At 56.8% G+C, this 14,378-nt stretch carries 14 protein-coding genes; 5 read left to right on the plus strand and 9 right to left on the minus strand.

What is annotated here, in order from left to right:
- Positions 1-34 precede the first annotated feature (34 nt).
- On the plus strand, positions 35-442 hold the full coding sequence (locus tag ACSQ8Y_RS19105) for a hypothetical protein (protein ID WP_436268015.1): 408 nt from the start codon (positions 35-37) through the stop codon (positions 440-442).
- Between the two features lie 27 nt (positions 443-469).
- Here ACSQ8Y_RS19105 and lpxC read toward each other — a convergent pair whose 3' ends face one another.
- The gene (gene lpxC, locus ACSQ8Y_RS19110) at positions 470-1,408 is read right to left on the minus strand and encodes a UDP-3-O-acyl-N-acetylglucosamine deacetylase (protein ID WP_436268016.1); all 939 of its coding nucleotides are present in this window, start codon (positions 1,406-1,408) and stop codon (positions 470-472) included.
- Positions 1,409-1,561: 153 nt separating this feature from the next.
- On the opposite strand from lpxC, the gene ACSQ8Y_RS19115 reads away from it, so the two are divergent.
- Both ACSQ8Y_RS19115 and ACSQ8Y_RS19120 read left to right on the plus strand, forming a co-directional pair.
- On the plus strand, positions 1,562-2,953 hold the full coding sequence (locus ACSQ8Y_RS19115) for a KAP family P-loop NTPase fold protein (RefSeq protein WP_436268017.1): 1,392 nt from the start codon (positions 1,562-1,564) through the stop codon (positions 2,951-2,953).
- On the plus strand, positions 2,950-5,760 hold the full coding sequence (locus tag ACSQ8Y_RS19120) for an NACHT domain-containing protein (protein ID WP_436268018.1): 2,811 nt from the start codon (positions 2,950-2,952) through the stop codon (positions 5,758-5,760). Before ACSQ8Y_RS19115 ends, ACSQ8Y_RS19120 begins: the two co-directional genes overlap by 4 nt.
- 635 nt (positions 5,761-6,395) lie before the next feature.
- Here the strand turns inward: ACSQ8Y_RS19120 and ACSQ8Y_RS19125 are convergent.
- Complete coding sequence (locus ACSQ8Y_RS19125; RefSeq protein ID WP_436268019.1) at positions 6,396-7,238, minus strand: DMT family transporter; 843 nt, start codon at positions 7,236-7,238, stop codon at positions 6,396-6,398.
- A 224-nt stretch (positions 7,239-7,462) separates the two neighbouring features.
- On the opposite strand from ACSQ8Y_RS19125, the gene ACSQ8Y_RS19130 reads away from it, so the two are divergent.
- Positions 7,463-7,918, plus strand: coding sequence for a DUF2628 domain-containing protein (locus ACSQ8Y_RS19130; RefSeq protein ID WP_436268020.1), 456 nt, complete (start codon positions 7,463-7,465; stop codon positions 7,916-7,918).
- 15 nt (positions 7,919-7,933) lie between these two features.
- Here the strand turns inward: ACSQ8Y_RS19130 and ACSQ8Y_RS19135 are convergent, their stop codons facing one another.
- Positions 7,934-8,338 carry a hypothetical protein gene (locus tag ACSQ8Y_RS19135; protein WP_436268021.1) on the minus strand — a complete coding sequence of 135 codons (405 nt, stop codon included), beginning with the start codon at positions 8,336-8,338 and terminating at the stop codon, positions 7,934-7,936.
- Positions 8,317-8,781: a hypothetical protein gene (locus tag ACSQ8Y_RS19140; RefSeq protein ID WP_436268022.1), complete on the minus strand. Its 465-nt coding sequence runs from the start codon at positions 8,779-8,781 to the stop codon at positions 8,317-8,319. Before ACSQ8Y_RS19140 ends, ACSQ8Y_RS19135 begins: the two co-directional genes overlap by 22 nt.
- Positions 8,782-8,836: 55 nt before the next feature.
- Between ACSQ8Y_RS19140 and ACSQ8Y_RS19145 the strand changes: the two genes are divergently transcribed.
- A complete protein-coding gene (locus ACSQ8Y_RS19145) occupies positions 8,837-9,328 on the plus strand; it encodes an SET domain-containing protein (protein WP_436268023.1) in 492 nt (163 codons plus the stop codon).
- A 53-nt stretch (positions 9,329-9,381) separates the two neighbouring features.
- On the opposite strand, the gene ACSQ8Y_RS19150 is transcribed toward ACSQ8Y_RS19145, so the two are convergent.
- The 5 genes from ACSQ8Y_RS19150 to ACSQ8Y_RS19170 form a co-directional block, all read right to left on the minus strand.
- Complete coding sequence (locus tag ACSQ8Y_RS19150) at positions 9,382-9,885, minus strand: peroxiredoxin (protein WP_436268024.1); 504 nt, start codon at positions 9,883-9,885, stop codon at positions 9,382-9,384.
- 108 nt (positions 9,886-9,993) lie between these two features.
- Entirely contained in the window at positions 9,994-11,220 is a 1,227-nt protein-coding gene (gene ftsZ, locus ACSQ8Y_RS19155; RefSeq protein ID WP_436268025.1) for a cell division protein FtsZ, read from the minus strand.
- A 121-nt stretch (positions 11,221-11,341) separates the two neighbouring features.
- On the minus strand, positions 11,342-12,574 hold the full coding sequence (ftsA, locus tag ACSQ8Y_RS19160) for a cell division protein FtsA (protein ID WP_154375265.1): 1,233 nt from the start codon (positions 12,572-12,574) through the stop codon (positions 11,342-11,344).
- A gap of 40 nt (positions 12,575-12,614) precedes the next feature.
- Positions 12,615-13,382, minus strand: coding sequence for a cell division protein FtsQ/DivIB (locus tag ACSQ8Y_RS19165; protein ID WP_436268026.1), 768 nt, complete (start codon positions 13,380-13,382; stop codon positions 12,615-12,617).
- Between the two features lie 17 nt (positions 13,383-13,399).
- Positions 13,400-14,374, minus strand: coding sequence for a D-alanine--D-alanine ligase (locus tag ACSQ8Y_RS19170; RefSeq protein WP_436268027.1), 975 nt, complete (start codon positions 14,372-14,374; stop codon positions 13,400-13,402).
- Between the last annotated feature and the right edge of the window lie 4 nt (positions 14,375-14,378).

Here is a 14,378-nt window from a genome sequence, read left to right on the forward strand (position 1 = left end):
GGTCGCCACGGACTTTCTTAAAAGAAATGACAAGATGGCGGCCCTGCTGCCGGCCGTCGAGCGCATGGCCGCGCTGCAGAAGGATTGCGCGGCCACGCTGCCCAGCATGTTCAGCCTGTGCGAGATCCTGGCGTTCGAGGAAGGCAATCTCCTGCTGTCGACGCCCAGTTCGGCGGTCGCGGCCAAGCTCAAGCAGCAATTGCCGAAACTGCAGGACGCGCTGCTCAAGCGGGGATGGCAGATTGGCAACATCAAGCTGCGGGTGCAGATGATGAAGGCGGCCGAGATCAAGGAACAGATGCGGGTGCTGACCCTGCCGCCGGCGGCGGTGAGCGCCTTCGAGGAACTGAGCAAGTCGCTCGACCAGAGCAAGCAGAACGACAGCCTGATCCAGGCGCTGCAGTTGCTGGTGCAGCGCCGCCGCGACCGGCCGGACTACTGATTGCCGGCTACCGGCTACCAGCTACGGTCAATGGCTTAAATCCCACTCGTGCGTCATCTGGCGCACATAGGACGGCGGCGCCGCCGCCAGCGTGTCATAGCTGACGACTTCGTACGACGAGGGGTCGGCCAGCAGCGCGCGCAGCAGCTGGTTGTTCAGCGCGTGGCCCGACTTGTGCGCCTCGTAGCCGGCCACCAGCGGGTGGCCGACCAGGAACAGGTCACCGATCGCGTCCAGGATCTTGTGGCGCACGAACTCGTCGTCGTAGCGCAGGCCGTCCGCGTTCAGGATGCGGTACTCGTCCATGACGATGGCGTTCTCCAGCGAGCCGCCGCGCGCCAGGCCTATGCCGCGCAGCATTTCCACGTCCTGCATGAAGCCGAAGGTGCGCGCGCGCGCGATCGCCTGCACATAGGTGACGTCGCCGAAGTCGATGCTGGCGCGCTGGGCCGTGCCATCGACCGCCGGGTGGTTGAATTCGATGAAGAAGTCCAGCTTGAAGCCGTCGTGCGGCACCAGGCGCGCCCATTTCTCGTTGCCGCCCTTGCCTTCGCGCACCTCGACCGGCTTCAGCACGCGGATGAAGCGCTTGGCCCCGTCCTGCTCCTGCACGCCGGCCTGCTGCAGCAGGTAGACGAAGGACGAGGCCGAGCCGTCCATGATGGGAATTTCCTCGGCGCTCACGTCCACGTACAGGTTGTCGATGCCCAGGCCGGCGCAGGCCGACATCAGGTGCTCGACGGTGGAGACGCGCGCGTCGCCCTTGCTCAGCACGGTGGCCATGCGCGTGTCGGTCACGCCCATGGCGCTGGCCGGGAATTCCACGACAGGGTCCAGGTCGACGCGGCGGAACACGACGCCCACGCCGGGGCCGGCCGGGCGCAAGGTCAGCACCACCTTGGTGCCCGAGTGCAGGCCCACGCCGGTGGTGCAGACTTTTTCTTTGATGGTGCGTTGTTTTAACATCCGTAAATTATATCGGAGTTGCCTTTCTACCGCAGAACATCAGACATCCCAACCTTCGAACTCAGGAACTTTCCCCCTCCCCACCACTGCCCTCCTCTACACAACGTATAAATGCGATAATCTTCCATCTCCTCATCTATCATCCCAAACGCCATGGCCGGTCCCAAAAAAGCATCACTTCTTCACAACGACCTTCCAACAACTGGCGACCACCTAGGATGGGCTGCAGAGATCGAACGCATGACTACAAGACTTCGTACCTGCGCAACACCGCACGTACTAGGGATTCACGGCGACTGGGGAAGTGGCAAGACGAGTTTCATGCGACAAGTTCAGTGCGCGCTTGGCGGCGATATGCCGTCTGACTCCTCAGTAAATCACAATCGCAATACAGCCCCAAACGCTGCTGCAAAAAAGCTACTTCAGACAGAAATAATAACTGTCTGGTTCGACGCGTGGCGTTATCAGAACGAACCAGTCCCAGTCGTACCGCTATTGCATGAGATGCGTCGTCAAATGACTCTAGCGAGAAGTGTAGCGGAGAATTTAAAAAGGCTGGGCACCGTTACCGCTTATGGGATCCTCGATGGACTATCTGACATAGCGAAAGTTTTAAGTATAGAAGGCCTACCTAGTGTTGAAAAGTTAGAAAAACGAGGTGAGCAGTGGGAACGCGATCACTTTGAAACCTCGTTACAAGTAAACTCCTTACGCGAGCATCTTTCGGAGACCATAAAGCACCTACTGCCACAAAAAAATTCCAGAGCAGTTATTTTCATCGACGATCTTGATAGATGCAATCCAAAATCTGCGGTCAGACTTTTGGAAGCCCTTAAAATATACTTATGCATACCTCGATGCGTATTCGTATTGGGAATGAATGAAAGAATTTTGGTAGATGCAATTAAAGATGAAATTTCAGGGCTAAATCTAGACTCGACGGAAGATGCAAAATTAAGAGCCAATCAGCTTAGAGCCAGCCACTATTTGGAAAAAATTTGTAGTGATATTTACAGGATTCCACTTCCAAAATCCACCCTATCGTTATTCGCAAAATTAATATCCGACACAGATCATCAACAGGCGCTCACTCTTGCAGTAAAAACAAATAACTGCCTCCCACCTAATCCGCGTCGATTGAAAGCGCTATCGAATCAGTGGCATAATTTTGCTGAAAAAATTCCATTCCCGATCAACGGAGTTGAGCAGGAAAAGATTTGGGCAGTAAGAGTTCTAATAGTGTGCTATATACACCAATTTCATCGCGATTTATGGGAAAGATGGCAATTTAATCCCGACTTCTGGGAGAAAATCCGTAGTTGGTGCAATGGCGACAGTTCTGATGCCAGTTCTGATTGGATGCTTTCTTTGAGGCTAACTCGTTCAGTTTCAGGCTATGATCAAACAACAAGCCGTGCCATTTTTTCGTCTTCATATCCAAACCCCGGCGATGTAAACATATTTTGGATTAGCACTTTAATTGCGGAATATAGTGATCAATTAACAGCTGCTGACTTTTCGCCACTTTTAAACGTACACGTATGAAAAAAGCCACTTCAGTTCCTGCAACTTCTATGTGGGATAACATTGCATTAAGACCATATTTAGGTGAGATAAGGCGCCGTCATGGCATTGTTGACACACTTGCCCTGCCAAACATGCGCGACCTTCCTCCGGTGCGCATAGAAAGCCTATTTGTACAACCACTTCTGAGTGACATATCGGTGAGCCCGACCAGTGCGCCTGAAACGTGGCCAGAAGGGGACACGCTCTTTGAGGCAATGAAGGCCGCGAATTGTTTAGTTCTCCTTGGCGACCCAGGATCAGGGAAAACGATGCTGGCCAATTGGCTCTCATGGCGCCTCTCATCTGGAATATCAACTCCTTTGCCAGAATACTTGCACAACAAGCTCCCTATCCCTTGTGTTCTGCGAGAAATGGATTCAAAACTATTTTCGCCACAAACCACCATCTCCGACCTTGCCATGCACGTGGTAAATAGATACTTAGGCGACAGAGTAACTACGGAGATGAAAGATAGCATTCTTTCTCTTGTAAAAAAAGACGACTATGTTTTAATATTGGATGGAATAGATGAAATTCCCGCAGTTAATCGCAAGACAGTCGCATCTTGGATACACCAAGTTTCAATTGGAAAAGCCCGGCTTCTAGCCACATCGCGTAGTGTGGGATATGAAGATTATCCAGTCCATATCCCACCGGCAAGAAGCTCGGGGCAAAGCAAAAAAATTCTTCTTAAAGATATTCTTAAGGGGCAAAGTTTAGACGATCAATCCTCACCTTCACTGAAGGTAGTGAGAGAATATACCATTAAAGAGCTAGTAGACATCTCGACACATGGTATCTCCAGCAGTGGAAAATGGGCAACAGTCGCTTACATAATGCCTTTTGATCCGACGCGCGTTCGTACGTTCGTAAAAAATTGGTATCTTCAACGCAGTGGAAGCGAACTCGAAAGCCTGACGAAGACGGAAGATTTACTGTCCGCTTTGGGGCAATCGGAAGTGACGCAAGAACTTTCGCGAACTCCGAATTTACTTAGCCTTATGGCCATTGTTCATCGAGAGAGAGCCAATCTACCGGACGGGAAGGCGTTACTCTATAAGGAAATAGCCAATGCTTACATCAACACAATTGACCAGCATAGAAAAATCCAAAATGGCGACGTTCTAGCCCCCTACAGTTGGGAAATAAGAGAAAGCTGGATCGCCTACGTTGGATTCCAGATGCAAATCGAGCGATTTGCGAAAGGAAAGGAAAGCAAATCAGGTGTTCTAATTAATGAAAAAAAAGTTATCTCATGGATTCAGCATGCAATGCGAGTATCAGAGGTCAAAAATCCAGAAGTGATATCAAAGAACTTTTTAGAATGGGTTGCGAGGCGCAGTGGTCTTCTTTTGCCGAAGGGCGAAAAACTCTACGCGTTCGTTCACTTAAGCTTCCAAGAATACTTTTGCGCTAGATATATCGCGACGCAGATTATTAATCCACTTTTTATCAAAGATGACGGCAGCAATTCAAAAACAATAAACCCAGAGCAGTTGAAAATTTGGTCACGCCATCCGCTTTGGCGAGAGGTTTTTATATACCTTCTTGAACTCATTTCAGCTGAGAGAGGAACTGCATGGTGCGATCACCTAATTGATATTATCTTCGGCGAAGTTGTTTTACAATCCGAAGATGAAAATATAATAAGCTTAAGTGCCGGAATTTTATCGAATCGGCACGTTCATCTAAACAAAAAAAATAAAGAGAAGCTTGCGTCGTTCTGCATGCCTTCAGCCATTACGGTTTGGGCGGAGCCATGGTTTGCACACGACAAACTCCCTCTGAAGGCCGTTCAATCGTCAAACTTCTTTTACATATTTAGCGATAGGTCAGAAATTATCGGCAGGCCGAACATAGCAGCCGATAGCCTCAAAAAAATTGATTCAGTGGTTCCGACGGAAACGCTAGGCTTGGTTATTAAGTGCAAGAACTATCCGGAGATGCTAAATATTTCTGATTTTAAAAATCTTCAATTGCTCGAAATAGATGGTTACCCACTGGAGGAAATTTCATTTATAAGCAGAATGTCTAGCTTGACATATTTAGCACTGCACGGGTCACTTCTCTCTCGATTAAAATCGATATCTACACTTAAAGAATTGATATATTTAGATCTATCATCGACCAATCTCTCTAGATTAACAGAATTTAAGTCTTTGTCGAATTTGGTAGATTTGAATTTATCAAGGACTTCGATAAAAAATATTTCAGCTTTGGGTCATCTCCCATCCTTATTCGATTTGAATATTAGCAACACAATGGTCGAAGACGTCAATCCACTTTCAACGCTCCGAAAGTTAGCATCTCTGAATATTTCGAATACGAAAGTAAGGATAATTGAAGGTTTAGGAAAAATAAAATCTTTAATATTATTAAATGTTTCTAACACTGAAATAGAAGACCTAGACGCTCTAAAAAATTTGGATCATCTAACGTTCTTATATGCAGGAAAGACGAAAATTAAGGATCTCTCGGCGTTGTCGAAGCTTGATAAAATACGTAGGCTTGACGTATCAGAGACGAAGATTACTGACGTTTCCGCATTAATCGAAATGAAAAACCTTACCGACCTCACTATAAGTGAAACACACATCACCGACATTTCGAAAATTGCAAACATTACCCAACTTGAGCGTTTGGATATAAGCGGAACAAAAATAAGAAATTTATCACCGATTTTACAGCTAAAAAATCTTCATACCTTAATTGCAAATAACATAGACATTTCAGCGCTAGAGAAATTAAAAGGCCAAGTAAAGGGTTTGTCAATTATTCATGACTAGGTCACGCATCTACTTTAACCGCCCTCAACGAGTTGATACCGCTTAATTTTCTTGCGAAAGTGATAAAATTAGCTATCTGAATTCGCAAGCTTCGTCATAATCTTGGTATTTCTTGCGTATGTCACAGACTTGAATGTCGCTGAAGGCCCGTCGGGCAGAAAAAAGACGACATGTTCAGCAACGTCTGGACGACATGGTCAACCCGAAACATTCGCTGGCACCAATGGCAGGGCATATAGACTGACCATCGTTTGAGTGGAAATGGTCGGGCACATTCAGTGCTTGCCGATGGTGCCCCGCTACGCCAACGCGGCTATTAGCCTGTCCGCTTACATATAGCGGGCCTTCTTGCTATCGTGAGAATGTCCTATGGACTGGGCTGAGAACCCGTATTGACGATTGTTTTGCAGCTAAAGCTGGTTTCAACACCGACCGACGGTCAAGAAAAGGCTTGCTGCGCGCGGCGCAAACAGAAATAATGCTGACGCCACAGCGATTGAAGACTGCATTAGCCGCGTAACCTGAGCAGATTCTGCTGGGTATTGCAGACAATAGTAATAGACATCTCATTGATCTACTGAGCTGTTCGGACTACCCTACAATCAAACTGTCTACGCAGCATGATTGTCTTGATCTCAGGGATGCTCGCTCTCGGCGTGCACCGCCTCGCGCCGCACCAGGTAGATGCCGCTGCCGATGATGATGGCCGCGCCCAGCAAGGTGTAGGCATCCGGCAGCGTCTGCCACAGCAGCCAGTCGATGGCCACGCCCCAGGCCAGCGCCGAGTACTCGAACGGCGCCACGGTGGACGCCTTGCCCATGCTGAAGGCGATGGTGATGGCGAGCTGGCCGAAGAAGCCGCTCAGCGCCAGGCCGGCGATGACCAGCCAGTCCTCGCGCCGGATCGGCACCCAGGTCTGCCAGCACAGCGCCACCGAGCCCACGCCCATCATCACCAGCAGCCAGAACATGATGTGCTCGCTGGCATCGCTGCGGCTCAGGATACGGCTGGCGATGGCGGACACGGCATAGCAAACGGCCGAACCCAGCACGGCGAGGCCGGCCAGCGAGATGAAGCTGCCGCCATCCGGACGCAGCACCACCAGCACGCCCACCAGGCCGACCACGATGGCGGCCCACTGCATCGCGTCCACTTTTTCCTTCAGGATGAATACCGACAGCGCCGTGATCAGCGCCGGCGCGATAAAGAAGATCGAATAGGTGTCGGCCAGCGGCAGGCTTTTCAGCGCATAGGCGAACAAGGTCAGCATGCCGATGCCGAGCGCGCCGCGCAGCAGCTGGAGCGGCCAGCGCACCTTGAACAGGCCGGCGAATTTGCGGCGGTAAGCGATGTAGCCGCACAGCAGCGGCAGCGAGGACAGCGAACGCAGCGCGGTCACCTGCATCGCCGGATAGTGGGCCGCCAGCAATTTCATGGCCGTGTCCATCAGCGCGAACATGGCGACGGCGATCAGCATGGCGTAGATGCTGCGGAGGTTTTCGGCTTGCGGTGTCAGAAACGGCTCCTGGTCGGGGCATGGTGCGGGAGCGGCCCATTATAGCAACTGTTGTGTTTACGCACGCTATTGGCCCCGATATCGCGGCAAAAGCGCGCCAGTGTGACAAAGCGCGTGTTTGTGCGGCTTGGCGGGGCGCTATCATTTAGGCAATCCCTCATCGAACCAGCCCAGCAAGGAAAGAAATGCCGTTCTGCCAGCAATGCGGATCCCAGGCCTCGTCCACCGCCCACTTCTGCTTCAACTGCGGCGCCGACGTGGCGGCCACGGCCATCGCGCTGCCCGGCCTGTCCGAGGGCTGGAAGACTTGCTTCGCCGCGTTGCAGAAAGCCGGCGGCGTCGACCTGCCGCAATCGATAGAGCTGACCCTGGCCGAGCGCGCGCTGGTGCTGTTCAATCCCTGGGCCTTCCTGTTCGGGCCCTTCTACTACGTGGCCAAGGGCATGGCCCGCAAGGCGGTCGCGCTGTGCATCGTCGCGTTGGTGCTGACCGCCGGCGTGCGCCTGCTGCTTGGCGCCGCCGGCCTGCACAGCGTGATGTTCTCCGCGCTGGTCTTTTTCATCCCCTCCGCCCTGTTCGCCACCCGCGCCAACATCGACTATTTCAAGAAGATGGTGCTCGATGACGAGGGCTGGCTGTAGCCGCTCTTAATTCGTTCAGATGCGATAGATGTGCGCGTCCATGCCGTATTGGCGGCCGAGCCGCGGACGCGGCGGAGGCGGTGGCATTCCCGGTTTGCGGAAAAAATTAACGTCTGTAAGCAACTTCCGGTATGCAGCGCTGTCCTCGTTGACTAGGCGGTAGTCAAGGTCTTCCGTGTCCAAGCCTTCATCCTTGAGCGCAGCTTCGATGGCGGATATTCGGAAGTGTGCATCCGGAACATCACGATCCCAGTCGCCGGGATAGACCAAGGATAGTTCCCAGCAGTGCCCCCCGTAATCGAAGCGCCAATAGGCAGCTTTGACTGGCACGCCGGTCTTGTCGAGTTGTTCAATCAGCCGTGCGCCCAACTCTTTCATTTCGCGGCTTAGCTCCCGCGTCACCACATAGTCCTCAGCCATCGCAAGACTCCAGTTTGCTTGTCCGCGCACGCCGCGTAAAGCTGCCGGGCAGCGGACTCCGTCAGGTCTAAACTATATCTCGCCTCCTCGCTCCATGCCAATGCCGCTTTCCAGTTGTTGCGCAATTTGGAAACTTCCGACTCGCCCAACATATCCTCTTTCAACCCGGCAGTGATCAGCAACTGACCCAGCTTGTGTGTGTGGACCAGATTGGCAAACGCCTTGTCGGGAAAGTCATGCCGCTGAGTACGTCTGGAAATAATGGCCTTTAAAGCGCATTCGACGGCATAGCCGGCAAGGTAGTAGCTGCCGCCGTAGAAGCCTGCGTCGAGCAGCACCTTGGCTTCGCGGATGCGCATGCGGGACAGTTGCTGGAAGTCGCGTCGGTTCATACAGCTACGATAGGCGTTGCCGCGGAGCAGCATCTTGAGCGAAGTCAGCAAGGCACGATTACGCGTTAATTCAATGCGGGCTCAAAGTCGCGGTAATATTGCGCCCATGACTACGACCATCGACACCCCGCTCTACATCGTCAAGGAATCCCCCATCCACGGCCGGGGCGTGTTCGCGCGCGAGGATATTGCGCCGGGCACGCGCATCATCGAGTACACCGGCGAGCGCATCAGCAGCGACGAATCGGCGCGGCGCCAGGAAGCGGGCGGCGGACCGGTCAACCACACCTTCTTCTTCAGCCTGGCCGACGGCAGCCTGATCGACGGCGGCAGCGGCGGCAACGATTCGCGCTGGATCAACCACGCGTGCGAGCCGAACTGCGAAGCCTACGAGGAGGACGGCAAGGTCTTCATCTATTCGCTGCACCACATCGAGGCCGGCGAAGAGCTGAACTACAATTACGCGCTGATCTACGAAGCGCGCCACACCCCCGCCATCAAGCGCGCCTTCGCCTGCTACTGCGGCGCCCCGTCCTGCACCGGCGTCATGCTGGCGCCCAAGCGCCGCAGCCGCAAGGCCGTGCAAGCGGCGGCATAACGAAAAACGGCGCCGGGGCGCCGTTTTGCATTTACTGCGAAAAACCAACTGGATTACAGCTGGCCCAGCAGCGTTTCCGCGTTCGACACTTCGAACTTGCCGCCCTGCTCGATGTTGAGCTGGCTGACCACGCCGTCGTCGACCAGCATCGAGTAGCGCTGCGAGCGGGTGCCCATGCCGAACTTGCTGAAGTCGGCGTCCAGGCCCAAGGCCTTGGAGTAGGCGGCGTTGCCGTCAGCCATCATGCGCACGGTGCCGGTGGCTTTCTGGTCGCGGCCCCAGGCGCCCATGACGAAGGCGTCGTTCACGCTGATGCACCAGATCTCGTCCACGCCCTTGGCTTTCAGCTCGGCGGCGTGCTGGACGTAGCCCGGCACGTGCTGCGCCGAGCAGGTTGGGGTGTAGGCGCCTGGCAGGCCGAAGATCGCGATCTTCTTGCCCTTGACCAGGTCTTCGACTTTGAACGTGTTCGGGCCGAGCGAGCAGCCTTCGGTTTCGGTTTCGACGAATTCGGACAGGGTGCCTTCCGGCAGTTTGTCGCCAATCTTGATGGTCATAGTCTGGACTCCTTTTGTAGGGTTGAAAAAAAGCCGCGCTGGGCGCGGCATGCCTCTGGCACGAACTAACAGTATGCCAGAGGTTAGCAGGATGCGTCGGACGCCGCCTTAGTCGGCTTGCTTGCGCAGGAAGGCTGGAATGTCGTAGGTCTCCATGCCGTTCTTTTCCATCGCGCGCACCTGCTCGGAAGCCGATTCGCGGCGCCATACGGCCGGCGCCTTCATGCCGTCGAACGCTTGCGCGCCGCCGCCCGAAATGCCGCCGCCCGCGCCGCCCATCGTCACCGACGAGGTGACCGCGCCGCCGCCCATTGCCGCCTGCGTCAGCGGGCCGTTGTGGGTGCCGGTGCGCAGCATCGGCTGCTGTACCAGCTGCACGTGCTTCTTGGTTTTACCCAGGCCGGTGGCAACCACGGTGACGCGGATGGAATCGCCCATGTCGTCGTCGTAGGCGATACCTTGTGCGATCGACGCGTCCGGCGCGGCGAAGGCGCGCACGGCGGCCATGACTTCCTTGATCTCCTTGCCCTTCAGGCCGCGCGAGGCGGTCACGTTGACCAGCACGCCGCGCGCGCCGGACAGGTCCACGCCGTCCAGCAGCGGCGAGGCCACGGCCTGCTCGGCGGCGATGCGGGCGCGGTCCACGCCCGATGCGGTCGCCGTGCCCATCATGGCCTTGCCCTGCTCGCCCATGATGGTCTTGACGTCGTTGAAGTCGACGTTGATGTGGCCGGGCACGTTGATGATCTCGGCGATACCGGCGACAGCGTTGTTCAGGACGTCGTCGGCGTGCTGCAGCCATTCGATCAGCGATTCGTCCTCGTAGATCTCTTCCAGCTTCTCGTTCAGGATCACGATCAGCGAGTCGACGTTCTGCGACAGCTGCTCCAGGCCTTCGTCGGCGATGTCCATGCACTTCTGGCCTTCGTGCGAGAACGGCTTGGAGACCACGGCCACGGTCAGCGCGCCCATCGCCTTGGCCACTTCGGCCACGATGGGTGCGGCGCCGGTGCCGGTGCCGCCGCCCATGCCGGCGGCGATGAACACCATGTGCGCGCCGCGCAGCGCGTCTTCAATGCGCGCGCGCGATTCCTCGGCCAGCTTGCGGCCCACGTCGGGCTTCATGCCCGCGCCCAGGCCGGTCTCGCCGATCTGGATGATGTTGCCGGCCTTCGAGGTCGACAACGCCTGCGCGTCGGTGTTGGCGGCGATGAATTCCACGCCGCTCATGCCCTTGTTGATCATGTGCTGAACTGCATTGCCACCTGCCCCACCGACGCCGACGACCTTGATGACGGTGCCCAAAGCTGCGTTATCGACCATATCAAACTCCATGATGTGCTCCTATCTTGTGCCGTTTTCAATCGCCAGTCCTCATATCGTTAGGAGAGCTGGGGATTGAAAATTGCGGTTTCAATTAAAAAATATTTTAGACCACGAACTTCAGAAATCCACTTCAGAAATTACCGAGGAACCATTCCTTCATGCGCTGCCACACCGCCTTCACCGATCCATCCTGGCGCGTAACGATATGGCCGCGCAGGTACTGTTTTTTCGCTTCCAACAACAGGCCGAGCACGGTGGCGTAGCGCGGACTGCGCACCACGTCGGCCAGCTGGCCTCGATAGTCCGGCGTGCCGAGGCGCGCCGGTTTCAGGAATATGTCTTCCGCCATTTCCACCATGCCGGGCATGATGGAGGTGCCGCCGGTGAGCACGATGCCCGACGAGAGCACGCCTTCGTAGCCCGATTCGCGCACCACCTGGTGCACCATGGCGAACAGCTCTTCGACGCGCGGCTCGATCACGGCCGCCAGCGCCTGGCGCGACAGGTTGCGCGGGCCGCGGTCGCCCAGGCCCGGCACTTCCAGGTGCTCGCCCGGGTCGGCCAATACCTGCTTGGCCACGCCATAGCGGATCTTGATCTCTTCGGCTTCCGAGGTCGGGGTGCGCAACGCCATCGCGATGTCGTTGGTGATCTGGTCGCCGGCGATGGGGATCACGGCGGTGTGGCGGATCGCGCCGTCCGAAAACACGGCCACGTCGGTCGTGCCGCCGCCGATGTCGATCAGCACCACGCCCAATTCCTTCTCGTCCGGCGTCAGCACCGCGTCGGCCGAGGCCATCGGCTGCAGGATCAGGTCGGACACTTCCAGGCCGCAGCGGCGCACGCACTTGACGATGTTCTGCACCGCGCTCACGGCGCCGGTGACGATGTGCACCTTCACCTCCAGCCGGATGCCGCTCATGCCGATCGGCTCGCGCACATCTTCCTGGCTGTCGACGATGAATTCCTGCGGCACCGTATGCAGCAATTGCTGGTCGGTCGGGATGTTAACCGCTTTCGCCGTTTCGATGACGCGCGCCACGTCGGTGGCCGTCACTTCCTTGTCCTTGATGGCCACCATGCCGCTCGAATTGAAGGAGCGGATATGGCTGCCAGCGATGCCGGCGTAAACGTTGCGGATCTTGCAGTCGGCCATCAGCTCTGCCTCTTCGAGCGCGCGCTGGATGGACTCGACGGTCGCCTCGATGTTGACCACCACGCCCTTCTTCAGCCCCTTCGACTCGTGCTGCCCCAGCCCGATCACTTCGTGGCGGCCGTCGCCCATCACCTCGGCCACCACGGCCACCACTTTCGAGGTGCCGATGTCGAGGCCGACGATCAGGTTTTTCGCATCTTTTGTCATCTGTTTTGCCTGCTTTTCGTATGCTGTAAAGTGTTCGGTCTTATTTCGCTTTTTTACCCTCGGGCGGGATCTTCAAGCCCGCCGCGCTGAGCGCCAATCCGTTCTGGTACCGCATGTCTATCGTTTCGATGTTCTGCACCCGGTTCGCCAGCTGGGGCCAGATGCCCACCAGCCGGTCGACCCGTTCCTTCAGCATGGACTTCGATTGCTCGCGTCCCAGCTCCACGCTCATGCCGTTGTCCAGCTTCACGGTCCACGCGTAGCGGCCCGACAGGTCCAGCGCCTGCGGCTCCAGCCTGGCCGGAGCGAACCACGCCTTCAGCTCGCCGAAGCGCGACAGCACTTCCTTCTCGCTGCCTTCCGGACCGGAAAAGGCGGGCAGCTCATGGTCTTCCTCCGCCTCGGCCAGGTTGGCGGTAAACACGTCGCCCTTGGTCGACAGCAGGCGGCCATCCTCGCCCCAGGTCCCGAGCGCCTCATGTTCTTCCAGCGCCACGATGAGCTGGTCCGGCCATTCGCGGCGTACCGTTGCGCGGCGCACCCACGGCACCGATTCGAACGCCAGCCGGACCGAGTCCAGGTTGGTGGTGAAAAAATTGCCCTTGATGCGGCCGGCCGTGCTGGCATGCAGCGTCAGCTGGTTCACATGGCGCAGGTCCGACCGGTCCATCGTTTCAACGCTGATGCTGCGCAGGTCGAACATCGGCCGCTGCGACACCCACCACACGCCGGTGGCCGCGCAAGCCAGCGCCACCGCGGCATAAATGCCGCTGGCGGTTGCATTCAAGGCTTTCGCGTCTTGCCACATCGTGCTTACCCCTTCAACTAAGGTTTAGCCAGTTTCAAGCTGGCCGAACGCAGGATCTCGACGCACAGCGCTTCGTAGCTGATGCCCTCGGCGCGCGCCGCCATCGGCACCAGCGAGTGGCTGGTCATGCCCGGCGAGGTGTTTACCTCCAGCAGGAAGGACTTGCTGTCGGCCGCGCGCAGCAGCACGTCGACCCGCCCCCAGCCCTGGCAACCGAGCGAGCGGTAGGCCTGCACGGCGATGCGCTGCATTTCATCAGTAATCGCCTGGTCCAGCAGCGCCGGGCAGAAATACCGGGTATCGTCGGTGAAGTATTTGTTCTGGTAGTCGTAATTGCCTTCCGGCGCCACGATCTCCACCACCGGCAGCGCGCGCGCGGCGGCGCCGCTGCCCAGTACCGCGACGGTGAACTCGCGGCCAGCGACGAATTCCTCGGCCAGCACCGAGTCGTCCAGCGCGGCGGCGATGTCGTAGGCGGCCTTGAAATCGGCGCCCTGCTCCACCTTCGTGATGCCGATGGTCGAGCCTTCGTGCGGCGGCTTGACGATCAGCGGCAGGCCCAGGTCGGCCGCCACTTGATCGAGGTCCGAGTCCGCGTTCAGCACCGCGTACTTCGGCGTCGGCAGGTTTTCCGCCAGCCACAGGATCTTGGTGGTGATCTTGTCCATGCCCACCGAACTGGCCATCACGCCGCTGCCGGTGTAGGGGATGCCCAGCAGTTCCAGCGCGCCCTGCAGGCTGCCGTCTTCGCCGAAGCGGCCGTGCAGCGCAATAAAGACGCGGTCGAATTGTTCGGCCGCCAGTTCAGCCAGCGTGCGCTGGCCCGGATCGAAGGCGTGGGCGGCGATGCCCTGGCTTTGCAGCGCGGCCAGCACGCCGGCGCCGGACATGAGGGAGACGTCGCGCTCGGCCGAGCGGCCGCCGAACAGCACGCCCACCTTGCCGAAGGCCTGCGCTTCTTGCGCGGAGAGGAATTGAATGGTATCGGCCACGTTA

The organism is Pseudoduganella sp. LjRoot289, assembly GCF_964252925.1.
GTDB lineage: Bacteria > Pseudomonadota > Gammaproteobacteria > Burkholderiales > Burkholderiaceae_D > Rugamonas.

What these genes read in the sequence shown, in the direction of transcription:
- ACSQ8Y_RS19145 (WP_436268023.1), top strand. Translation starts at nt 8,837, where the DNA reads ATGACTACGACCATCGACACCCCGCTCTACATCGTCAAGGAATCCCCC.
- ACSQ8Y_RS19125 (WP_436268019.1), bottom strand. Translation starts at nt 7,238, where the DNA reads ATGCTGATCGCCGTCGCCATGTTCGCGCTGATGGACACGGCCATGAAA.
- ACSQ8Y_RS19115 (WP_436268017.1), top strand. Translation starts at nt 1,562, where the DNA reads ATGGCCGGTCCCAAAAAAGCATCACTTCTTCACAACGACCTTCCAACA.
- ACSQ8Y_RS19165 (WP_436268026.1), bottom strand. Translation starts at nt 13,382, where the DNA reads ATGTGGCAAGACGCGAAAGCCTTGAATGCAACCGCCAGCGGCATTTAT.
- ACSQ8Y_RS19150 (WP_436268024.1), bottom strand. Translation starts at nt 9,885, where the DNA reads ATGACCATCAAGATTGGCGACAAACTGCCGGAAGGCACCCTGTCCGAA.
- ACSQ8Y_RS19120 (WP_436268018.1), top strand. Translation starts at nt 2,950, where the DNA reads ATGAAAAAAGCCACTTCAGTTCCTGCAACTTCTATGTGGGATAACATT.
- ACSQ8Y_RS19135 (WP_436268021.1), bottom strand. Translation starts at nt 8,338, where the DNA reads ATGGCTGAGGACTATGTGGTGACGCGGGAGCTAAGCCGCGAAATGAAA.
- ACSQ8Y_RS19105 (WP_436268015.1), top strand. Translation starts at nt 35, where the DNA reads ATGGCGGCCCTGCTGCCGGCCGTCGAGCGCATGGCCGCGCTGCAGAAG.
- ftsZ (WP_436268025.1), bottom strand. Translation starts at nt 11,220, where the DNA reads ATGGAGTTTGATATGGTCGATAACGCAGCTTTGGGCACCGTCATCAAG.
- lpxC (WP_436268016.1), bottom strand. Translation starts at nt 1,408, where the DNA reads ATGTTAAAACAACGCACCATCAAAGAAAAAGTCTGCACCACCGGCGTG.
- ftsA (WP_154375265.1), bottom strand. Translation starts at nt 12,574, where the DNA reads ATGACAAAAGATGCGAAAAACCTGATCGTCGGCCTCGACATCGGCACC.
- ACSQ8Y_RS19130 (WP_436268020.1), top strand. Translation starts at nt 7,463, where the DNA reads ATGCCGTTCTGCCAGCAATGCGGATCCCAGGCCTCGTCCACCGCCCAC.